The 22,203-nt window shown below is 69.2% G+C and carries 16 protein-coding genes; 4 read left to right on the top strand and 12 right to left on the bottom strand.

Annotation, left to right across the window (positions count from 1 at the left end):
- Positions 1 to 1,702: FHA domain-containing protein (locus tag ENSA5_RS39585; RefSeq protein ID WP_181198204.1), on the bottom strand; the 1,702-nt coding region annotated here is incomplete at its 3' end.
- Between the two features lie 345 nt (positions 1,703 to 2,047).
- Between ENSA5_RS39585 and ENSA5_RS27695 the strand changes: the two genes are divergently transcribed.
- On the top strand, positions 2,048 to 2,692 hold the full coding sequence (locus ENSA5_RS27695; RefSeq protein WP_181198203.1) for a hypothetical protein: 645 nt from the start codon (positions 2,048 to 2,050) through the stop codon (positions 2,690 to 2,692).
- Positions 2,692 to 3,741, top strand: a complete 1,050-nt coding sequence (locus ENSA5_RS27690) for a hypothetical protein (RefSeq protein ID WP_106394700.1) — start codon at positions 2,692 to 2,694, stop codon at positions 3,739 to 3,741. Before ENSA5_RS27695 ends, ENSA5_RS27690 begins: the two co-directional genes overlap by 1 nt.
- A 932-nt stretch (positions 3,742 to 4,673) precedes the next feature.
- Here the strand turns inward: ENSA5_RS27690 and ENSA5_RS27685 are convergent.
- The 5 genes from ENSA5_RS27685 to ENSA5_RS27665 form a co-directional block, all read right to left on the bottom strand.
- On the bottom strand, positions 4,674 to 6,344 hold the full coding sequence (locus ENSA5_RS27685; RefSeq protein ID WP_106394699.1) for an FHA domain-containing protein: 1,671 nt from the start codon (positions 6,342 to 6,344) through the stop codon (positions 4,674 to 4,676).
- Between the two features lie 3 nt (positions 6,345 to 6,347).
- Entirely contained in the window at positions 6,348 to 7,445 is a 1,098-nt protein-coding gene (gene tssG, locus ENSA5_RS27680; protein WP_181198202.1) for a type VI secretion system baseplate subunit TssG, read from the bottom strand.
- Positions 7,442 to 9,202, bottom strand: a complete 1,761-nt coding sequence (gene tssF / locus ENSA5_RS27675; RefSeq protein WP_106394697.1) for a type VI secretion system baseplate subunit TssF — start codon at positions 9,200 to 9,202, stop codon at positions 7,442 to 7,444. The genes tssG and tssF overlap by 4 nt, the downstream gene beginning before the upstream one ends.
- A 478-nt stretch (positions 9,203 to 9,680) precedes the next feature.
- A complete protein-coding gene (tssE, locus tag ENSA5_RS27670; RefSeq protein WP_106394696.1) occupies positions 9,681 to 10,064 on the bottom strand; it encodes a type VI secretion system baseplate subunit TssE in 384 nt (127 codons plus the stop codon).
- A gap of 37 nt (positions 10,065 to 10,101) precedes the next feature.
- Complete coding sequence (locus tag ENSA5_RS27665; protein ID WP_106394695.1) at positions 10,102 to 12,762, bottom strand: type VI secretion system Vgr family protein; 2,661 nt, start codon at positions 12,760 to 12,762, stop codon at positions 10,102 to 10,104.
- A 1,119-nt stretch (positions 12,763 to 13,881) separates the two neighbouring features.
- On the opposite strand from ENSA5_RS27665, the gene ENSA5_RS27650 reads away from it, so the two are divergent.
- Positions 13,882 to 15,021 (top strand): serine/threonine-protein kinase, encoded by a 1,140-nt coding sequence (locus tag ENSA5_RS27650; protein WP_106394692.1) that lies wholly within the window; start codon positions 13,882 to 13,884, stop codon positions 15,019 to 15,021.
- 95 nt (positions 15,022 to 15,116) lie between these two features.
- Here the strand turns inward: ENSA5_RS27650 and ENSA5_RS27645 are convergent, their stop codons facing one another.
- Positions 15,117 to 17,288, bottom strand: a complete 2,172-nt coding sequence (locus ENSA5_RS27645) for an MYXO-CTERM sorting domain-containing protein (protein WP_258183037.1) — start codon at positions 17,286 to 17,288, stop codon at positions 15,117 to 15,119.
- Between the two features lie 342 nt (positions 17,289 to 17,630).
- On the opposite strand from ENSA5_RS27645, the gene ENSA5_RS27640 reads away from it, so the two are divergent.
- Positions 17,631 to 18,317, top strand: coding sequence for a hypothetical protein (locus ENSA5_RS27640; protein ID WP_106394691.1), 687 nt, complete (start codon positions 17,631 to 17,633; stop codon positions 18,315 to 18,317).
- Between the two features lie 468 nt (positions 18,318 to 18,785).
- On the opposite strand, the gene ENSA5_RS27635 is transcribed toward ENSA5_RS27640, so the two are convergent.
- Genes ENSA5_RS27635 through ENSA5_RS38365 form a run of 5 tightly spaced genes read right to left on the bottom strand, consistent with a single transcriptional unit; the run spans position 18,786 to position 22,195 of the window.
- Complete coding sequence (locus ENSA5_RS27635; protein WP_106394690.1) at positions 18,786 to 20,204, bottom strand: YncE family protein; 1,419 nt, start codon at positions 20,202 to 20,204, stop codon at positions 18,786 to 18,788.
- Positions 20,205 to 20,216: 12 nt separating this feature from the next.
- Complete coding sequence (locus tag ENSA5_RS27630; RefSeq protein WP_106394689.1) at positions 20,217 to 20,927, bottom strand: hypothetical protein; 711 nt, start codon at positions 20,925 to 20,927, stop codon at positions 20,217 to 20,219.
- The gene (locus ENSA5_RS27625) at positions 20,924 to 21,214 is read right to left on the bottom strand and encodes a flagellar biosynthetic protein FliQ (protein WP_181198201.1); all 291 of its coding nucleotides are present in this window, start codon (positions 21,212 to 21,214) and stop codon (positions 20,924 to 20,926) included. The genes ENSA5_RS27630 and ENSA5_RS27625 overlap by 4 nt, the downstream gene beginning before the upstream one ends.
- The gene (locus tag ENSA5_RS27620; RefSeq protein ID WP_181198200.1) at positions 21,211 to 21,831 is read right to left on the bottom strand and encodes an EscR/YscR/HrcR family type III secretion system export apparatus protein; all 621 of its coding nucleotides are present in this window, start codon (positions 21,829 to 21,831) and stop codon (positions 21,211 to 21,213) included. Before ENSA5_RS27620 ends, ENSA5_RS27625 begins: the two co-directional genes overlap by 4 nt.
- Positions 21,821 to 22,195, bottom strand: a complete 375-nt coding sequence (locus tag ENSA5_RS38365; protein ID WP_181198199.1) for a flagellar biosynthetic protein FliO — start codon at positions 22,193 to 22,195, stop codon at positions 21,821 to 21,823. The genes ENSA5_RS27620 and ENSA5_RS38365 overlap by 11 nt, the downstream gene beginning before the upstream one ends.
- Positions 22,196 to 22,203: the final 8 nt, after the last annotated feature.

Here is a 22,203-nt window from a genome sequence, read left to right as displayed (position 1 = left end):
CGGGGGTGGCGGGCCGGGCGTCCATCGCCGGCGGTCCACCGCCCAAGCTCGGCGGGCTCGCGTCCATCGCTGGCGGACCCGCGTCCATCGCTGGCGGCCCCGCGTCCATCGCCGGCGGCCCCGCGTCCATCGCCGGCGGCCCCGCGTCCATCGCCGGCGGCCCCGCGTCCATCGCCGGCGGCCCCGCGTCCATCGCTGGCGGTCCACCGCCCAGGCTCGGCGGTCCATCGTCCATCGCCGGCGGTCCACCACCGAGGCTCGGCGGTCCGCCGTCCATTGCTGGCGGTCCATCGTCCATCGCTGGCGGTCCACCGCCCAGGCTCGGCGGTCCACCGCCCAGGCTCGGCGGTCCGCCGTCCATCGCTGGCGGTCCATCCATCGCTGGCGGTCCATCCATCGCTGGCGGTCCGTCCATCGCTGGCGGTCCATCCATCGCTGGCGGTCCGTCCATCGCTGGCGGTCCGTCCATGGCCGGCGGTCCACCGAGACTCGGCGGACCCCCATCGCCCGCGGCGCCACCTGCCCCGAGCGTGGGCACATCGGGCGCGGGTCCGCCAGTCGGCCGCGGGGGGCCCTCGCGTGATCGCACGGGCTCGGGGGCTGGCTCGGGCTCGGGGGCCGGCTCGGGCTCGGGTTCGGGTTCGAGCTCCTCGATCTCCTCGAACTCTTCGAGCTCCTCGATCTCCTCTTCAGCTGCCGCCGCGGGGGCTTGTTGATCGTGGGCTTGTTGATCGTAGCCCTGCTGGTCGTGGCCGCCCTGTTGCTGGCTACCGCCTTGCTGATTCCACTGCCCGTGCTGGTCGTAGCCCTGCTGGTTGTAGCCCTGCTGATTGTAGCCTTGCTGGTCGTAGCCCTGCTGGTCGTAGCCTTGCTGGTCGTAGCCTTGCTGGTTGTAGCCCTGCTGGTCGTAACCTTGCTGGTCGTAACCTTGCTGGTCGTAGCCCTGCTGGCCCTGGTTCCACTCGCCCTGGCCCTGCCCCTGGTCGTAGCCCTGCTGCTGACCCGCTTGCTGGCCTTGGCCTTGGTTCCACTGGCCCTGGTCGTAGCCCTGCTGACCGGCGCCATGGCCCCCCTGCCCGCCCTGGCCCTGGTTCCACTGGCCCTGGTCGTAGCCCTGCTGACCACCACCTTGCTGCTGGTTCCACTCACCCTGGCCGTAGCCCTGCTGGCCACCACCTTGCTGACCACCTTGCTGTTGGTTCCACTGCCCCTGATCGTAGCTGGGCTGCCCGCCACCTTGGCCCTGGTTCCACGCCCCTTGTTGATCGTAGCCCGGGTCACCGCCGCCACCGATCTCCCCCGACGCGGCCGCCCGAGCGCGGCGCAGCGCGTCGGCCTGCTCCGACGTGGCCATCTGCGTCTGCCCGGTCTGGACGGGCTGTTGCGCGGGCTCGGGCGGGAACTCCTGACCCGGGACCGCGACCTCGATCTTGATGTGGCAGACGTAGACCTCGTCGTGGAGGCCGATCGGGTGCGAGCCCTGGATCCGCTGACCGTTGACGAAGGTCCCGTTGGTCGACCCGAGGTCGTCGATGAACAGCTGGCCGTTGTGATCGATGTGGAGCCGAGCGTGGTTGCTCGAGATGCCGCGCTCTGCGAGCACGAGATCGCTCGCGGGCACGCGACCGATCTTGACCTCGGTCTTGTGCTCGAAGCTCTCGATCCGCGACGGCTCGCCCTGATTCGAGATCCTGATTCGCATGCCGATCCTGCGGGCCCCGAGCATGACCCGGGCAAGCGCCTGACTCCAACCGCTTTCTGTCCATGACCCTCCCTCGCCCACACGCGAGGGGTCACGTCGGGACTGCACGCGCGGCCACCCGTCCACACGCCCAGTCCCTCCGCCGGCCCAGCCCGCCGGATCGCTCAGGCCCGTCCAGACCGATCCCGGGCCCAAGGTCTGTCAAAGCCACGTTCTCGCCTCCTGAGCCCCGTTGTGCACCGATCCTGACACACTGTGGCGATCTGGCCCCGAGCGGCGAGACGAGCTGCAGCCGCGTCTCACGTTGACTTCATGACGGCGCTGCTGTACGTCTGAATGCTCAAAATGCGCGCGCCGGGTGATCACCGTCAGCGACTTCTGAGGGCGCTGAGCGTCCTTGCTCTGTCCGCCGGGCTCGTCTCGAGCACGGGCTGCGCGAAGCGACTCCAGCTCTCGCCGGCCGAGTTCGAGCGGATCGACAAGCGCGAGCAGGCGGTCGAGGCGCTCCGCGTCTACGTCAGCAAGCGCCTCGTCGTCCTCTACGAGGCCGACGACCGCGGGGCCAGCTACGAAGTCGACAAGACCATCAACACTTCCCAGGATCGCCAGCTCCTGCGGATCATTGTCGGTCGGTCGACGATGGGCCAGATCATCGACTCCGAAGATCGCAACGGCGCGCCGCTGTTGTGGGTCACCTACAGCTCGCGCTGCAAAGACAAGGACTGCGCCTACGGGTTCGTCCAGACCGAGGACGGCGTGTTCCGCCTCGCCGTCCTGCCCGCGCGCGACGGCTATCGCGAGCCCAAGGCCTACTTCAAGCGCGAGTCCAAGCCGCTCACGCTCGGCAAGCTCAAGTCGCTGGCCGAGAAGAACAACGTCTACCTGTTCAAGAAGAAGAACGGCAAGGTCCGCACGATCGACCTGATCGTCAAGAAGCGCACCGACAACAAGCGCCAGGTCGACACGATCCGCGACGGGGGTGTGCGCTGATGCGTCGCCCGTGGTCTCTCGTCACGGCTCTGGCGCCCCTCCTGATCAGCCCCCTGCTGCTGGCCGGCTGCAAGCCCAAGCCCCCCTCGGGCCCGGTCCCGATCTGTCTGGCCGAGGTCGCTGGCGGCACCGCCGTCGAGTCCGAGGTCCAGGAGCTCCCGGCCGACATCTGGTTCTCGATCCTGCTCCAAGACTTCGATCGCGAGCGCCGGCTCCCGGGCGACGACCCCAAAGACTGCACGGGCAGCTCGAGCAGCTCGCCCACGCCCCCGCCCCTGCCCGCGGGCGAGCAGCCCGACGAAGACGCCAAGCCCGACGTCGTCGCCGGCTGCAACATCGGCCCCAACCCCGACGTCGCCCGGCTCCCGACCCGCCCTCTCACCGACGAGGACGTGATCATCAACAAGGGCCCCGACGGCATGAGCCTGGTCTGGGTCCAGGCCACCCACTACGACAACGGCGAGGCCAGCGGCCCCGTCGCGATGGTCGAGTGGACCCAAGCCGGCGTCGCCGTCCGGGCCCTCGGCAGCCTCCGCGCCCAGACCAACAAGGCGCGCATGCGCATCGAGATGTCCGGCGATCAGCAGATCCTGGTCGTCGAGGGCGACGAGTGCAACGCCGAGGTCAGCAAGCTCTGCAAGCGGATCATGAAGCTGCTGCCCAACATCAACGGCCGCTTCGCCACGGTCCCGCTCAAGCTCGAAAAAGACGAGATCGTCGGCGACATCGACCCCTGCCTCGGCGACGCCTCCTTCGCCCTGTTCGAGCAGTACACCTCCGACCTCCCCGACGGCTGGATCCGCAAGTTCGAGATCTCCCGCAGCGTCACCTTCGACAAGGGCACCCCGCTGGTCTCCGAGCAGGTCGTGATCAAGGACCAGGACCCCAACCAGCCCGACGCCCCGCCCCAAGATTTCCGCGAGGCCTCGAGCGACCGCAACCTGGTCTACCAAGATCGCCACTTCGCGACCCGCGGCTCCCTCTGGGACGACATGATCAACAACTACGGATCCGTCGCCCACGACACCACCGCCGAAGAAGACGAGTAGCAGCCGGGCAGCTCGAGCTCGTTCACTGGAGCTTGGCCAGATGTCGGCGCCCCCACTCAGGCGCCCACCAGCCGATCACGCTCGCCAGTCCAAACCGGACCTTGGCCAGATGTCGGCGTCCAGCAGCCGATCACGCTCGCCGGCCCAAACCGGACCTTGGCCAGATGTCGGCGTCCAGCAGCCGATCACGCTCGCCAGTCCGGAGCGGCGTCACCCATCGCCAGGAGAAGAGCGCAAAGAGGCCGCCCCCACTCAGGCGTCCAGTAGCCGATCACGCTCGCTAGTTCGGAGCGGGCTCACCCATCGCCAGGAGAAGAGGCCGCCCCCACTCAGGCGTCCAGTAGCCGATCACGCTCGCCAGTTCGGAGCGGGGTCACCCATCGCCAGGAGAAGAGCGCAAAGAGGCCGCAGGTGGTCCGAGTTCGGGCTATCGCCGCCCGAAAAGCACCACCGAAGCGCAATCGCCCACAACGGTGGCCACGCACCAAGAGCCTTCTGCACCCCAGATGGCGAGGCGACGGCCCGAACTCGGACCTCCTGCGGCCGGGCGCGGAGCCCGACCGCCAAGACACCCCTCGAACACAATCCCCACAACGGTGACCACGCACCAAGAGCCTTCTGCACCCCAGATGGCGAGGCGACGGCCCGAACTCGGACCTCCTGCGGCCGGGCGCGGAGCCCGACGGCCAAGACACCCCTCGAACACAATCCCCACAACGGTGACCACGCACCAAGAGCCTTCTGCACCCCAGATGGCGAGGCGACGGCCCGAACTCGGACCTCCTGCGGCCGGGCGCGGAGCCCGACGACCAAGACACCCCTCGAACAACGAGTTCGAGGTCCCCGAGGTCCCCGAGGTCCCCGAGGTCCCCACCACCACGCAACGCCAGGCCGAGCCCGAAGCAGGATCGCCGCTCTAGCAGCCCGTGGTGCTAGCCGGACCCAACTTCCGTATAAGCCCGAGCAAACTCCGGCCCAAACACGAGCGCCGCGATCCCCCGATCCTCGACCACCTCCACGTAGCGCTCCGAGTACTTCTTCCACGCCCCCGCCGACTTGCTCAAGCCCCCGACGCCACGCTCGATCTCCGCCGGTCGGAACTGATCCATCATCGCCTGCACGCCCTCGACCACGCCGTTGATCAGGGCGACCTGGTGGAGCATGAAGTCGCTGTAGACGGCCGACAGCTGCGCGTTGCGCTCGGGTCCGCCGCGGCGCCAGTCGAGCAGATAGTCGAGCACCCCGCGGGCGTCGGCGGCCGCGTGCAGCGGCGTGTACTCGCGGATCGTCCGGACCCCCATCTCTTCGCCGAAGCGGGCCTGGACGTTGCGGATCTCGACGAAGGCCTGGGCCGTGGTCTGGAGGATCTCGGCGATGCGAATGAGGAAGGCCGACTGCTCGTCGGCGTCGCCGGGCGGCGAGACCTCACCGAGCACGTGGGCCGCGAAGTTGGTCACGGTGCTCGACGCCTCGGGCGGGCCGTCCGCCCGCGCCGCCGGGGCCGCGAAGGGGGTCGCGCCCGGCATCTCGGGGAACTCGCGGCGGATGAAGGCCATCGCCGTGTCGCGGGTGTTGGCCGGGATCGTGCTCAGCGCGGCCTCGAGCGACTGCTGGAACTGCTGACGCGCGAGGTCGTACTGCTCGTAGGCCGGACGCAGCTGACGGATCGCCCGGTGGACCCCGCCGAGATCGACGAAGCCCGTCGCCTCGGCGCCCGAGCGCTTGCGCGGCTTCTCGCTGCCGCCCCCGATCGACGGCGGTCCACCGACCATCGGCGGCCCGTTGTCGAGCTGCGGCGGGTCGACTTGGACCGAGGCCGGACCGTTGAGCTCCATCGACGGTGGCCCCCCGATCGACGGCGGTTCCATCGACGGCGGCTCCATCGGCGGCGGCTCCATCGGCGGCGGCTCCATCGACGGCGGCTCCATCATCGACGGCGGCTCCATCATCGACGGCGGCTCCATCGACGGCGGCTCCATCATCGACGGCGGCCCCTTCATCGACGGCGGCCCCTTCATCGACGGCGGTTCCATCGCCGGCGGCTCCATCGGCGGCGGCCCCTTGATCGGCGGTGGCCCACTGATCGGCGGTGGCCCACTGATCGGCGGCGGCGGCGGTCCTCCGCCGAAGCCTGCGCTCGGCCCCGAGGGTGGATGTTGGACCGTCGCGGGCGAGTTGGGGTCGCGCAAGGGCAGATCCTCGACCGCCTGGATCGGCATGGTCGGCAGCCGCGGCGACCGGGTCACGATCCCGGCGTTGCTGTCGTGCTCGTAGGCCCCGCTGTGCCCGGCGTCGGACTCCTCCCACAAAAAGCGCATCTCGAGCTTGCCGATCGTGATGCTGAGGCCGTCGCCGAGTTGGACGGCCTGACCGGGCTCGACCTTGCGCCCGCCGACGCTCGAGCCGTTGGTCGAGCCGAGATCCGTGAACGAGCCCCCGGCGTCGCTGAAGTCGATCTTCCCGTGCCAGCCCGACACGAAGCCGAAGCTCAGACACAGATCGTTGCGAGGGTTGCGGCCGATCCGAACCGGCGAGCGCGAGTACTTCTCTTCTCGTGTCCGTCCGGTCTCGGAGTCGTAGATGTGGACCTTGAGCACGCGCACCGGTCACTGTCCTCCTTGGGCTTCTTCTGCGAGCAGCTGCTTGGCCTCGTCGAGAGACACGATCACCCGGGTCTCCTCGCCTTGCAACTCCGCGTCGTCGCTCATCGCCAACCACGCGTCGTCGCCGATGCGGCTCTTGCCCAGGATCGCGCCCATCTGCGACTCACGCCCGAGGATCAGCTCGAGCTCGAACTCGACGAGCTCGTAGCTGAGCAGGTCGAGGAGCTCGCGGACCGCGAAGAACGCGTCGCCGCCCGACATGAACTGGCGCAGGCCCGCTTGATCGAGGGGCCCGACGACGACCTGAGCCTTGCCCGCGCGGTGAAGGCACAGATCACCGATGACCGCGCTGACCCCGAGGTTCGAGTTCTCGACCGCGAGGCGGATCTTGTGGTCGGGGTCGATGTCGGCCCACGAGCCCTGGAACTGCTTGACCTTGACGTCGGCGCCATCGAGGCGGTGGCCGAGGATCTCCATGATCGCGAGCTCGACGGTCCGCGCCGTCCGAGCGGGGCTCGCGAGCAAGGGCGCGATCCGGAGCAGATCGAGGGGCCGGATGTACTCCAGCGGCGGGCGATCGTAGTTGTCGATGCCGAGCATCGCTAGCAGCCGCAGGCTCCAGGCGTCGCTGCCGTCGCTCGCGTACTCGCGCGGCCAGTCGTACTTGCGGACGGCGCGATACAGCAAGCTGTGGAGGCGATGATGGAAGAGGTCGAAGAAGTCGGCCTTGATCCGGCCGTCTTCGTCCTGGCTCGCGGCCTCGCTCGCGAGGTAGGTCGGCAGCGGGCTGCTGGTCCCGATCAGCCCGACGATGTTGAGGGTGACCTCGGCCAGATCGGCGCGCCCGTCGTCACGCTTGCGGGCGTCCTCGTGGACCTCGACGGCCTCGACGTCGCCTGGCTTGAACGCGAGTGAGCGGGCGTGGCGAAAGCGCAGCGCCTCCTCGATGTAAGGCCCGTCGCCGCCGATCCGCTTGGCGTCACGGGTGAGCTCTTCGAGCAGACCGATCGCAACAAAGGGATCGAAGGCCCCTGGCTCGTCGACCAGGCGCTGAAACCATGACGGCGGCGCGGACAGGCTCCCCGAGGAGGTCCCGCTCATAGGATCCTGTGGTGGCCGTTCCTGGGGTCCCATCGGAATTCAACCTTGGACGGGTGCAGGCGCATGCGAAGCTCGTGGAAGGAATTGATGCTGCAGTAGGTCGAGAGCAGCTCGTCGAGGACGATCCCGAACAGGTGCGCGTCGCCGATGCTGGCGAAGCGGGTCTCGTCGATCTCGATCGTGGTCTCGGCGCCGCGGACCGGCGCGCCCTCGAGCATCCGCGTGACCGCGCGAAATTCGGTCGTGCGGATGGCCTCGACGCGCAGCTCGTTGGCGCGGCCCGCTGGCGAGCCCGAGCCGGCGAGGAAGTTGTAGAGCGAGAGCAGCAGCTTGAGGGTCTCGGGCTGGGTCACCCGGCGGCGGTTGAGGGCGAGGTGGGCGAGCAGGCGCCACTGCAGCTCGCTCGCAAGCGGCGCTCGAACCGGGGGGCTGACCGCGGTGATGTTCGAGAAGTCGGGCACCGAGCTCCCGCGCACGGGCTTGCAGATGTCACCGATCTGGAGCTCGAGCGGCAGCGAGCGGTTGGTGCACAGCAGATCGATCGACAGGGTCTCGTCTTCGTCGCTGCTCTCGCCGTCGCTCGGGCGCGCGACCTGGACGTAGGTGTCGGTGCCCTCGTCGAGCGGTGAGCGAGTCCGGCGCAGGACGTAGTAGCCGTCGGCGTCGCTGCCGATCTTGGTGTGCTGGAAGGTGTAGAAGTTGCTGTAGCTGCGCCGGTTGCCGCGACCCGGACGCACGCCGACGACGCTCTCGACGTCGTAGACCTCCATGTGCGCCGGCTTGGTCCCGGCCGCGCGCAGCAGGTGGTCGGGCATCAGCGGGTCGAGCTTGACGGGCTCGGCCGAGGCCGTGAACAGGTTGACGACCGGCGTGCAGTGGAGCCGGAAGCTCTCGTCGACGATCGGCGAGGGCAGCTCGGGCGGGCGCTCGAACACCAGCGCGAGCTCGATGTAGTCGCCCGGGAACTCGAGCCCGTCGAGGCCGACGATGTCGAAGAACAAGTACTTGGCCGGGAGCGCGAAGTACTCCTGGACGAAGCGCGAGCCCTCGGGCGCGAACTTTGGCCACGGCAGCACGGCCTCGGTGTCGCGCAGGCCGACCGGCTTGATCTTGTCGCGCTCGAGCACGCGCAGCGGCTCGCCGCGCGGGATGTTGCGCTCTTCGGAGCTGCGGATCTCGACCTGCTTGCAGTGGCGAAACATCCACAGGTGCAAGGTCGCGGCGAGCGAGATGTCGCCGGCGAGGAAGAAGCGGATGCCCTCCTCGCGCGCGACGATCGGGCGCCCGGCCTCGGTCGTCTTGAGCTTGATGCGGACGACCGGGCGCGCGGCGACGGACTCGTCGTGCTCGATGTCGACGAGCTCGATCGGCAGCAGGTCGGTGTCAAAGCAGGTCTGGAAGGTGCAGGCCGTGCCCTCGACCGGGGTGCTGCCGACCGAGCGACCGCGGGGCACGTTGCGGACCCCACGCAGGGCGCGGATCTGCGGCTTGAACTCGATCACCGACATCGCCGGCAAGGGCCGCACGTACTGGGGCAAGAGCAGCTCGGCGAGGCCGTGGACGACCTCGGGGACCGCGTCGTCAACCCGCTCGCGGATCCGGGCGCTGAGGAAGGCGAAGCCCTCGAGCAGGCGCTCGACGTCGGGGTCGTCGCTGCGCTCGGACAACAGCCCCGCGCTGGTCGGATGAGAGGCCGCGAACTCGCGCCCCATCTCGCGCAGGTAGGTGAGCTCGCTTTGGTAGAACTTGGCGAACATGGTCGGGCTCTGGATGGTACTCGTTTTTGACCCCCGTGGGCGGTAGCAACTCTGCCATCCACGGCCGCTGCGCGGCCGCTCGGTCGCTCCGCTCCCTCGATGGGCTGGTTAAATTGTTCGCAGGGGCATGTGTGGCCCCCTGGGAGGGGGCTCATGACATCCCCTCGGCGATGCTCGCTCGGTTGAGGGGTCGATCTGTTTGCAGGGCTATGTGTGGCGGCTTGGGCTCATGACACCCCCTCGGCGATGCTCACTCGCTTGGGGGGTCGATCTGTTTGCAGGGCTATGTGTGGCGGCTTGGGCTCATGACACCCCGCGCGAGCGGTGCTCGCTCGGTTGGGGGGTCGATTTGTTTGCAAGGGTATGTGTGGCGCCTCGGGCTCATGACCCCCCTCGGGCGACGGTCGCTCGGTGGGGGGTATTTGTTTGTAGGGGCATGTGCGGGCCCCGAGGAGGGTGCTGGAGCACCCTTGGCTCGCTACGCGACCGTCACGCGACCGCCGTGGGTCATCTCGCTGCGCAGGCGGACGACGCCGCGGCGCCGATCGCCGATCAGGCGTCCAGATATCTCGAAGGTCAGGGTCAGCGGGTCGTCGCCCTGGACGGTGCGGACCGAGACGTTGCGCAGGCGCGGCTCGTACTTGGCGATCGTGGCCCGGATGCTGCGCTGCATAATCTGCGCGGCGGCTGGGAAGTCGTGGATGATGTCGACGAGATCGACGACACCGAAACCCTCGGCCGAGACCGCGTCACCGAGGCGCGTGTTGAGCAGAGCCTGGAGGTTGCCGACGATCAACTCGACGTCGTCGAGGCCACGAGTGGACTCGCCGGTGATGCGAGAGAGGATGCCGCGGGCAGCCATGGTCAGCGCGAGGAGGGGTGCGCAGGTTGATGATGGCTCAATTCAGCTTCACGATCGAGCCCGAGACCGTGGTCACGCCGGTCGCGCTCACGTCGACCTTGGCGCCCGACACGGTGACCCCCGACGAGTCGACCTTGACCGAGTTGCCGCCGACCGAGATCGTGACCTCGCTCGGCGAGCTGATCGAGATCGCGCCGCCCTCGATCGCGATCGCGCCGCCGCTGTTGAGGAACTCGACCTTTGAAGACGCCTGCCCGGTCAGGGTCCCGCCGGTCGAGTCGAGCAGCAGGTCGCCATCGGCGACGACGCTGAACACCGAGGAGGTGTAGTGGTCGGCGTTGCCGCCCTCGAGGGTGATCGTCGCCGAGCCGCCCTGGCTGACGTGGACCTTGGTCGCGGCCTCGACGATGAAGTTGTTGGCGCAGTCGATGGCGCTGTCGCCGGGCCCGGCCGGACCGGCGTTGACGCTGATCTTGCTCGACCCGCCGACGGTCTGGACGTAGTCCTTCTGGGCCTCGAGCGTGACCGTGTCGCCGGACCGGATCGTGGTCGTGCCGAGGACCTCGAGCAGCTCGTTGACCTCGACAGTCGTGCTGCGGCTGGCGTGGTAGGTGTTGCCCTCGTCCTCGGTGATCTCGGTCGTGCGGGTCTTTTGCACGGTCATCTTCTGATGACCCTCGACGGTCTCGGTCTGATCCTTCTTGACCGTCTGCGTCTGGTTGCCGCTGACCGTGTTGCTCTGGTCGGCGCCGACCGAGGTCGAGTGACAGTTCTCGACGACCTCGTTGTAGTCCTTCTGGGCGTGGACGAAGATCTCTTCGCTCCCGGCCGCGTCCTCGAAGCGCATCTCGTTGTAGCCGTCGCTGTCGGGCGAGCTCTTGGTTCGGATCGTGCTCTGGGTCTTGTTGTCGGGCACGCCGACGCTGATCGTGTTGTCGCCGTTGTAGACGCAGCCGCTGACCAGGGGCCGCGCGGGGCTGCCCTCGAGGAACTCGACCACGACCTCCATGCCGATCCGCGGGAGGAAGAAGGTTCCGAACCCGGGCCCCGCCCAGTGGTGGGCCACGCGGATCCACATCGAGGTGTCGTCGGTCAGCCCGTTGACGCGATCCCAGTCGAAGCGGACCTTGATCCGGCCGTGCTCGTCGGTGTGGATCTCCTCGCCCTCGGGCCCGGTCACGATCGCGGTCTGGGGCCCGTAGATCCGCGGCACCGGAGTCACGAGCGGCGGTCGGAAGGGCTTGTCGGCGTGGACGACCAGGACCTCGAAGCGGTTCTGGTAGCGCGGTAGCGCGCTGTTGTCGCCCATGACCACGTCGGGGCAGTCCCCCGTGTGGACGATCCGACGGACGAGGTACTCCTGATCGAGATCGTCCCGCTGGTGCTCGACGACCGAGAACTTGCGGCCCGGGAACAACCCGGTGACGTTGCTGTGGCCCCGGGCGATCTTGTCGCGCTGGGTCCGCCGCACGAGCTTGCGGACCGTCCGCGGATCGGGGTCGTCCTCGACGAAGCGCCCGTGGTGGTAGACCTCGCGGATCAACCCGCGGTCGTCGTTCGGCTCCTCGCCCTCGGGCGGCGCGCCCGACTCGATCGGCTCGATCGGCGTGAGCCAGTCGAACACGCGCTGGTAGACCGCGGTCGAGGTGAGCTCGCGGGTCCAGTCGAGGTACTGGAGGCTCTCGACCTCGGCCCGATCGGCCCGGTCGACGATGATGTGGAGCTCGGGGCTCTCGTCGATCGTCGTGATGTCGAGGTAGTTGTCGTTGCTGTCCTCGAGGACCATGACCTCGCGGCCAGTGTCGCGCTCGTGGTCGAACCAGTAGGTGATGCCCTCGGCCTCGAGCAGGCGGCTGACGAAGTCGAAGTCGCTCTCGTGGTACTGAACGATGTACTCGCGCGGGTTGTAGGTCCCGCTCAGCCCGGTGGCATCGACCTCGCGCTCGTAGTCGGTGAAGGCGCCCTCGAGCACCTCGGTGACCACGTCGACCACGCTCGTGTCCTGCCACAGGCGCGTGTCGACGCGCTGGCTGAGCAGGTGCAGGGCCGGCACGATCTCGACGCGGATCTGGAGGCGGTCGTCGACCACGCCGATGTACTCGACGAGGTGGACGATGCCGTGGACCGTGCGCACGATCGTCTCGCGGTCGATCGTCAGCTCGATGTTGGCCCCGAGCATGAGCTCGGTGTCAGCTGTCAGCTCCTCGCTGACGAGGTCGAGGGTCAGGACGTAGGGCTCGGACAGGGCCTCGGCGAAGTGGAGGCTGCGGACCGCCCAGATCGCGTCGGGCCCGTCTTCGACGGTCAGCGTGTAGTTGACCTTGGGCAGCGGATCGTCGCTGCCGATCAGATCCTCGACCGCATCGACGACGGCCTCGAGCCCGTCCTCGATCACGCCGCCGAGCGCGTCGGCGCCCGCGCTGGCGATCTCTGGCGGCAGCCCGAGGGCCTCGAGCCCGTCCTCGACCTGATCTTCGATCGCGTCGGCGGCGGCCGGAACCCCGGCGTGCATCGCGTCACTGACCATGTCACCGAGCGTGTCCCCGTGGATCTTTGGCGCGCTCGACGAGACACCGGAGGCCGCCCCCGACGGAACACTCGGTGCATCGGGCACGTTCTGCCCGACCGTGCTGCCCGCAGCTACTGCGGCTTCGCTCGCTTGTTGTTCCAAGTCGTTGGGCGTGTCGTTGTCACTCATCCTCGACCTCGTCTCTTGCGGCGACCGCTCGGACGCCAGCAACCGGCGACCCGAAAGCTACCACGGCGCCTGCGTCTTTACGCGGGGCCATGAACGACCGTGAGCAGTCGAGGCCAGCCCACCGGCCAGGCCTCGCGGATGGGAGAAGCCCGCCTCGACGCGGGCCTCAGCCACGAACCCGTCTGGACGTAACTAGGCCATTTTCATGGCCTGAACGCCCGTTTAAGCCGCTGTTGTCCAACTGGGCACCGGCGCGGGCGCGCCCCCCTCCTCCGTGGGCGCGCCCGCATCGGTACCTATCACCACGTCCGATGTTCGCAACGCTCACGATGCACGCGAGCGCCCCGACCCTCGTCCAAGGTCTGCTTTGGTGAGCAGCCGAAGCTGCGGCCGGCGTGTGCCCGGCCACGGTCGAGTTCCCAATCGAGACCAGGCCCGAGACCAAGCCCGAGACCAAGCCCGAAGCCTGCCCGCTCGACGACCACGTCGACACCTCGGGCGCGAAGCCGAAGCCCACGCTCGCGATGATCGCCGTCCCTCGACACGACCGACGACGACGCCGAGACCAACGAGCAAAACGCTCGGGGTCGCCGGTCGGCGTCGGGTGTTGGTCGTCGCTGGAGCCCGTCGTTCATGATGACGTCGAAATCATAGGCCGATGATCTGCGATCGAGCCAGCGATTTTTTTGGACGCCACGTCGAGCGCGACGATCGTCGCGCTCGCGAGCAGCACCCACGACGTCGTCAGAGCGCGCTCGTCATGCACGCGCTCGAGCTCCGACCGCGACCGCGACGAGCGATCGACCGGTGCGGGGGAGCGTCGCTGCGAAGGTTCGGCTGCCACGCTCGCGCAGTCTCTGCCCACATCGACGACGCTCGATCGCAGCGCTCGACACCGACGCTCGCGTGCTCGGGGTCGCGGCGCGTCGGAGATCGCTGCGAGCGCAGAGCACTTGATCGCGCGGCACGAGACGAGGCCCGCGTCCGCCCGGCTGCCGGGGCCGCCCGCCGAGTTGGGCCAAGCGGCGTAGCGAGCGTGCTACTGTGTGAGCTCGACGTTTGCGCCCGGGATGTCGAGTTCCCGGGAGCCAGCCGCCACCCTGGCTACGAGAGGCAGCGATGATCTGCGCCAACTGTGCAAAGCAGATCGACGCGGGCGCCCAGAGCTGCCCCGCGTGCGGAGGCGATCCCTTGCTCGGGGGTCACTACCGCCTCGACCGCGTGGTCGCCGAGGACCGCCGCGGCCTCAGCTATCGCGCCACGCGAACCAAGGATGGCCGCCTGGTCCGCGCCCGGATCCTCGCGCTGCCCCGCGGCAGCGAGGGCGACGACGATCGCCCGAGCGCCGCCTTCCCCGAGCTCGACCACCCCGCCTTCCCCCGCCTGATCGAGCACGGCACCGTGGGGCGCAAAGACAGCTGGTGGACGGTCCACGAGCACGTCCCGGGTCAGCTCCTCGCGGCGCGGCTCGACGCCGAAGCTGAACGCTGCAGCGATCGCGGGTGGCTGCTCGAGTTGATCGGGGCCGTCGCCGAGGCCCTCGCCTACCTCCACGAGCGTGACCAGCCGATCGTCCACGGGTCCGTGTCGCTCGACACGATCGTGGTTCGCAACGACACACCGTGCTCGATCAGCCTCCTCGACGTCGCCCGCGTCAGCGACGCCACGCTGACTCCCGCGACGGACATCAGAGCGCTCGGCCTCGCGATCCTCGCGCTGCTCACGGGCGAGCGGGCGATTCTGCCCGAGGTCGAGCGGTTGCGCGCAAGCGTCGGCGGCGACGATCAGCTGACGGCGCTGCTCGGGCGCATGCTCGAGGCCGGTGGCACCCCGCGCATCACCAGCTGCGAGCTCCGCGAGGCCGTCATCAGGCTACACTCGTCTCGACCAAATCCAGCTCCCTCGTCACCGCGCGAGCTCGAGCTCCGCTCGCCGCCAACCGCCCGCACCTCCGCCAAGCCCGCTCCACGCTTCATGATGATCGAACCGATCAGCCCGCGCCCCGGACCCGCGAGCCTTCGCTCGGCCCGAGTGCCCGGCCGCAGCCAGGCCCTCCGACGTAGCTCCGTCCGATCCCCACGCGAAGACGTCCCCGTCATGCGCCCCGAAGAGCTCAGCCGCGAGCTCAGCCAGGCTCACCACGCCACGACAGCCCTCGAGCAGCGCCAACGCAAGCAGCTGAACGTGGCCCGGGGTCTGGTCGTGGTGATCGCCGCCATCATCACCGCGCTCGCGACCTACATCGCAACCACGCTCTGAGCGTCCGCTCCCGGGCCTCGCTCGGAGCCGTCGGGGGGAAAAAGAAAAACCACCCTCCGAAGAGGGTGGTTTTTGCGTTGGGCGGTCGCCCGGGATCAGTCGCGCCGACGCCGGCGGATGAAGCCCGCCAGGCCGAGGGCGAGGAAGGTGCCGAGCAGGCCACCGGTCTTGTCGGTGTCGCTGTCGGCGGTGCTGCAGTTGCAGCCGTCGTCCTCGCCGACCTCGGCTCCGAGGTCGCCGCCGGTGCCGGTCTCGCCACCGTCGGTGTCGTCGTCCGCGCCGTCGTCGCCTTCGGCAGCGTCGTCGCCACCGTCGGTGTCGCCGTCGCCGGGGTCACCGTCGCCGTCGCCGGGGTCGCCGTCGCCGTCGCCGGTGTCGGTGTCGCCGTCGCCGGTGTCGCCGTCGCCGTCGCCGGTGTCGCCGTCGCCGTCACCGGTGTCGGTGTCGCCGTCGCCGTCGCCGGTGTCGGTCATCGGGATGGGGTCGGGCTCCATCGTGTCGGGCTCGGGGTTCTCCGAGCAGTCGTTGAGCGCGCAGCAGGGGTCGAACACCAGGTTGCCGAAGATCGCGGCCAGCGCGGCCTCGAGATCGGCCTGGTTGTCGGCGTCGAAGTAGTTCTCCGTGCCGCCCGAGCCCCAGTCGGCCATGTTGCTGAGCTGCGTCATCGCCTGCGGCGTGTTGACGCCGTCACCGAAGCCGATGACGTAGGTCGTGATGCCGTTGTTGTACATCTCCGTCAGCTCGGTCGAGACCTGAGCGTCGGTCGAGTAGAGGTTGTACTGGCCGTCCGTGATCAGGATGTTGAAGTAGATCGTCTGATCGTTGGTCGGGTACTGCGCCATCGGCATCAACGCGGCAGCGTGATACGCCGCCTGGTTGTTCTTGATGAGCTGCAGACCGAGGTGGGTGTAGGTGCCCGAGCCCGAGCAGAACTCCGCCACGCCGCCACACTGAGGCATGTGGCTGGTCGTCGCCTGGTCGAAGCCGGGCGGCTCGATGGTCCCGTCCTGGAAGGTCCAGGAGATCGGCGGGCCACCCCACGGATCGTCACAGCCCGGCATCTCGCACGAGGTGTTCGGATCGAGGGCCCAGCCGAAGTTGTCCTTCATGCAGGGGCCGTAGTCGACGAGGATGGTCTGCTCGCCGGGCGCGGGTTGGTTGTGACCGAAGACCGCGAGGCCGAGGTGGGTGACGTCTTCGGCCGCGCCGATGCCGACGTCGATGTCGAACAGCGACATGTCGCCCGAGAGGGCGTCGCGGGCCTGATCCCAGCCGGTCTCGTCCATCGCGCCGGCCTGCGTGCCGCCGTTGACGTTGAGCATCGAGGACGACGCGTCGAGCAGGATCATGACGCGCGGCAGGCCGCCGACGCACTCGGGCGCGACGACCGAGTCGATGATGTTCTGGACGACGCCCGCGAGGGCCATGGCGAGGAGATCGGGCGTGGCGCCGTCGATCGCCTCCGTGGTGCCACCGGCCGCGGCGGTCTCGTCGGCCGCTGCCTCGGCGTTGGGATCGCCGGCGACCGCGACCACGAAGGTCTGGATGTCCTGGTTGTCGTAGAGGTCCGCGGCCGTGATCGCGGGGTTTTGGTTGGCCGGCTCGAGCGGGGTCGTGCCGTCCATGCCGGTCCACTCACCGTCGGTCAACAGCACGTTGACGTAGGCGCGGCCGGGCATGTCCTGATCGTCGGGGTGATCGGCCTTGGTCTGGGCGATCTCGACGGCGACGGCGTCGAGGGCACCCTTGGTCCAGGTGCCGATGCCGAACTCCATGCCCTGCATGGGCGCGTCGACTTCATTGAGCGAGTCGACCAGCGCCTGGCCGTTGCACGGCAGGTACTCGTTGTTGTCGTCGTCCCACTGGATGTCGAGGGCCTGGCCGTCGATGATGCCCGACAGGTCGCCAGCGATCATCGTGCCCTCCGAGGCGGCGGGGTCGTGGCCGAAGCGCATCAGGGCCAGGTGGGTGTTCTGGCTGAGGAAACTACCGGGTTGAACGACCTGCTGGACCGCGGCGACGGTGACTTCCCATCGGGTCGCGTTGTTGTTCATGTCCCAGATCGCGTTCATGGACGTCGAGTAGTCCATGACGAACATGACGTTGGGCTTCTTGAACGTGCACATGCCCTCGTCCGGGCAGTCCGGGTTCGGTCCAGCCGTGGCCTCTTCGCCCTGCGTTCCGATCGCAAAGGCGAGGCCGATCCCGGCGAGGAGCCCGACCTGCAGGCCAACGCGTTTCCAGTTCTCTCCCAGTAGTCGTTTCATGTTTGGTTCCAGTCTCGGTGTGTTGAGGGCATTGCGCGCTCTTCTTAGTGGACCGCGCCAGCAGAGCGGGCGGAAAAAATCGTACGCGCGCGAATCCAGATCGCGCGCGAGAACGGCGGGACGGTAGCGATTTTTGCGGGGCATTTCTATGTGAAACTCCACGCGAAAACTCGTTCGCACCACCGCGTTCATGGGGGAAGCACGCCTCGGAGGCCGTTCGCGGGCACTTCTCATGTGTGCTACCTGATCGATGTGGCAGGACAGGAGTGGAGGCGATTCGCGGTGTGCGTGCTCCTGGCGTCATGTACCGCCGACGATCCCCTCGGCTCCCCACCGCCGAGTGTGTCGGGCCCCATCACCACCAGCCTGTCGACTGGGATCACCGATACCGGAGACAGCGAGACGGAAACCGGCGAGGATGGCCGTGATTTAACTTCCGATTGTGACCCGCTCGCAGATCTGCTCACCGAATGCGGGCCAAACCAGGCCTGCGACGTCGAGACCCTCGAGTGCGTGCCCGCGACCGGCAGCGCGTCGGTCGACGAGGCCTGCGCCGACACCAGCGAGTGCGCGCCCGGACTCGTGTGCGCCGACCAGCGCTGTCAGACGCTGTGCGATCCGAGCGTCGAGGGCGATGACGAGTGCGCCGACGGCCGCATCTGCACCTACGCCGACGAGCCCCTCCCCGGCCTGTGCGCCGAGCCCTGCGAGCTCGTCACCCAGGCCTGCTCGATCGCGGGCGACGCCTGCAATCGCGGGCTCGGCCCCGGGCCCGAGCCGGTCGCCGTGTGCACCGTCAACCCTGGCGCAGGCGTCGAGGGCGACGCCTGCCAGCTCGACGGCGACTGCTTCCCGGGCTACCTCTGCACACCCGCGCAGCTGCACACCTCGCCCTGCGCCGGCGATGCAGACTTCTGCTGCACACCGATCTGCGACCTCCTGATCCTGCCCTGCTTCGGGCTGGAGCCGAATTGCTACCCGATCGGTATCGAAGGCCAAGACAGCGCCGGCTACTGCGGGGTGTTTTAATGACCCCCCCAGGCGCCTGCGACCCTGCCACGCACGGCCGCAAGCGGCCGGTCGCTCGTTCCTCGCTCGGTGGGCCCTCATCTGCCTCGCAGCGGCATGCGTGGCCCCCTAAAAGGGGGCTTGCTTGCTTTGACCCCCCCAGGCGTCTGCGACCCTGCCACGCACGGCCGCAAGCGGCCGGTCGCTCGTTCCTCGCTCGGTGGGCCCTCATCTGCCTCGCAGCGGCATGCGTGGCCCCCTAAAAGGGGCTTGCTTTGACCCCCCCAGGCGTCTGCCACTGTGGGGGTCAAGAGGAACACCTTCTTGCTAGCAGCCCGGGGTGCAATGCCTCGCGCCGCCTCGCTTGGCCTTTTCACCGAGGGCTTTGTCGCCAAAACTTGCAGTACGCCCGGTACAGCGGCGTTTTGGCTTCGCGCCCTCGGCGAAAATTCCGGCGCGAGGCGACACGATGCATTGCACCCCGGGCTGCTAGAGCGGCGAGTCGGTCCGTGAGTCGGTGCCGAGGCCGAGGGTTGCGATCTCCTCGAGGTAGCTCGGGTTCCCGGCGTCGAGATCGACGATCGAGATCGTCCCCTCGGCGGTGTTGGCCACGAACAGCCAGTCGCGCGCGTCGTCGATCAGCATCTCGTTGGGCCCGTCGCCGAGGTCGAGGGTCTTGACCAGGATGAAGGGGTTGAGGTCGACGATCGCGAGCTGGTCGCTGCCGTAGCAGGTCACGAGCGCGAGCGGCGGACCCAGGCCGCCGTCGAGGCTCGGACGATGAACCCTGACCAGGTTGGGGTTGGTGCACAGGCTCACGGTCGCGAGCACGTCGGCCCCCACGGCGCCTTCATCGTCGAGGCTGGTGTCGACGCGGCTGAGGGCCGGCGGGGTCGTGTGCACGACCAGGAGGCGATCGCCCTGCTCGGGATCCTCAAAGGCCATCCCGCCCATGAGCGGCTTGGGCTCGGCCGCCTCGATGTTGGGCCCGAGGATCCTGACGTCGCCGCCGCCGATGATCACGTCGAGGCCCGGGGCCACGCGAAAGCCTCGGACGCCGGGCCAGAACCGGTGGGTCGCCAGCAAGAAGGGTCGCGCGCAGTCGAGGGTCAGCTCCGGGACGTTGCCCGACTCGACGTCGCAGGCCCGCTCGATGACCGCGAAGCCGCCGCCGAGGCCCGAATCGAACAGGTCGTCCTCGCGGAAAAAATTGCTCTCGACGTCGACGATCTCCGGCCCGCGCTCGCCGTCGAGGGCGATCAGCGTCAGCCGCCGCCCGAGCAGGTGCGGGAGGTAGGCGAAGCGAAAGCCCTGGTCGTCGACGACGAGGCGCGAGGGGTCGGCGCTGACGTCGTCGAGGCGGTGGAGGCGATCACAGAAGCGATCCTCGGCCTGACCGCAGTCGAGGCGCAGCTCGCCCTCGTCGCCGAGGCCCTCGCCGAACACGTCGATCCAGGTCAGGCCCGGGTCGACGCGGGTCGGGATCAGCAGCCGCAGGGGCCCCTGCCCGCCCGGACGATCGATCGCGATGTTGCCCGCGCCCGAGGGCAGGCGCACGCCGAGCTCGGCGTCGATGACCAGGCTCGGATCACACTCCACCCGCGCGTCCTCGCCGTGGTCCCGGCACGGCCGCCCGGGCTCGAGCGCCTGTCCGGCGCCGCGCGGCTCGGCGATCCCGAGCTCGACGGCGTCGAGGTCGAGGACCACGAGCGCCGAGCTCGTGCGGCTGCGATCCCAGTTGCCGTTGGTCACGAACAGCCGGCGGCCGTCGGGGGTCTGGGCCAGCCCGGTCGGCTGCCCGAGGCGATCGAGCGCCGCGAGCTCGTCCTGGGCGCACGAGCTCAGGCTCGCGCCCGCGACGAGCGCGACGATGCACAGCGAGAGCGAGCGCGGTCCGAGGCCCGACACCCACCGACCCTCTCACATCCCGCGCGCGAACGCCTCGGGATAGGTCGACCACGCCGCGCCGAGGGCGATGAGCCCCGCAGCCAGGCGCAGGCCGGGCGCCAGCGCGGCGGTCAGCGAGCTCGACTCGGGGCCGCCGCGACCCAGGCTCACCAGGCACAGCTGAACCAGCGCGCGGGTCAGCAGCACCGGGGTCGCCAGCGCCAGCGCCAGCGCCGTGATCGCCGCGAGCTGGCCGCTCGCCCAGCTCGGCAGCTCGGCGAGGGTCGGCAGCCACAGGGTCGGCGACGCGAGCGCGAAGCGATCGAAGAGCCCGAGCAGCCCGGTCACGAGCGGCGCGTGCAGGCCCAGGCTCAGCCCCGCAGCCAGCGAGGCCGCGACGATCATCACCGCGAGCGCCCCGCCTCCGTCGGCGCGCAGGTCCAGCGCCCCCGCGCTCTCGCTCGCGGCCCCGACCAGCGCCCAGCCCGGGAGCGAGATCGCCAACCCCACGACGCTGCCGAGCACCAGCTCGAAGCCCAGCCACAGCCCGAACACGTAGACGCTCGGCGCCGCCGGAGCCCCGAGCTGACCGCGAACCAGCGCGAGCCCGGCCACGGCCACCGCCAGGGCCGCCGCGATCCACTCCCAGCTCGACCCGATCGCCCGCCGCCAGCTGGCCTGGACACGCAGGCAGGCCCAGACCCGCGCGCTCGCCAGCGCCACGCTCGCGAGCACGCCGGTCACGGGCTTGGCTCCGCCGTGCTCGGGTCGTCTTGCGCCCCGAGCTGCGCCCAGGTCCTTGCCGTGAACTCGACCGTCGAGGTCGCGATGCCCCGAATCAGGACGCCGAGCGCGAGCACGATCGCGAGCGCGCGCACGATCTGCCCGAGCGCCGCGTCGCGGATGCCGAGCGCGGCCCCGAGCAGTCCAACGAGGATCGCCGCCGCCGCCGCGACGAGCAGCAGCGGGATCAAACTCGCGATCACGAGACCAAAGCCCTCGCGGATCGCCAGGCCCAGCGCGTCGATCACCGGTAGCCCTCGACGAGCCCGACGATCACCGTGCCCCACCCGTCCGCCGCCAAGAACAACAAGATCTTGGCCGGCAGCGCGATCACGGCGGTCGGCGTCTGGTTGAGCCCGAGCAAGACCAGGACCTGCGCGCAGATCAGATCCACGACCACGAAGGGCAGCAAGATCAGGACCGCGAGCGCGAGCCCGTGCCCGAGCTCGCTGACCAGGAACGCCGGGACCAGGACCACGGGCTGCTCGGGCGCCTGCCCGCTGAGCTCCGCGAACAGCTCGAGCTCACCGGGCTTGGCGTGCTCGGCCAGAAAATTCCACAGCGGCGCCAGGATCTCGGGTCCGCGCTCGAGCGGCGCGAGCTCGACCGCCGCGATCCCCCCGGCGAGCTCCAGCGCGTCGAGGCACTCATAGGCGACTGGCGCCATGACCAGAGCCGTCAGGACCAGCGCCAGCGCCAAGATCGAGCCAAAGGGCAGCAAGCGCTCGGCGCCGAGGCCAAGCCGCAGCGCCCCCAACACCACCGAGATCTTCGTGAACGCCGTGCACGCCGCGAGCAGCAGCGGCAGCGAGGCCAGGATCAGCCAGCCCGAGACATTGGCCGGGAGTCCGAGCTCAGCGCCCACCCGCGACCCCAAAGAGCCGCGCCCACACCGGGCCCATCGTCTCGCGCCGCCCCAGGCGAGCGCCCAGCTCGGCCCAGGGGCGCGCGAGGCTCGGCTCCGGCGCCGCGTCCGACTCGGCGAGCTCGACCTCGCCAAGGTTGGCGAGCACCCGCGGCGCCCCGCTCGGCCCGGTCCCGACCAGCAGCCGGACACCGCCGAGCTCGATCACGTGGACGCTGTGATCCGCCGTCAACGCCACCCGCTCGCGCCCGGTCGCGCCGCCGAGCCCACGCCTGTGAACCCGCTTCGTCAGCCACGACAAGACCCCGAGCAACATCAGCAAGACCAGCCCGACGAACACCAGAGGATCGACACCTGCGCCCACGAGACGAC

Origin of the sequence: Enhygromyxa salina, assembly GCF_002994615.1 — a bacterium.
Taxonomy (GTDB): Bacteria; Myxococcota_A; Polyangia; order Nannocystales; family Nannocystaceae; genus Plesiocystis; species Plesiocystis salina_A.
The sequence above is the reverse complement of the archived record's forward strand: the minus strand, read 5'-3'. Positions and strand labels throughout refer to the sequence as shown.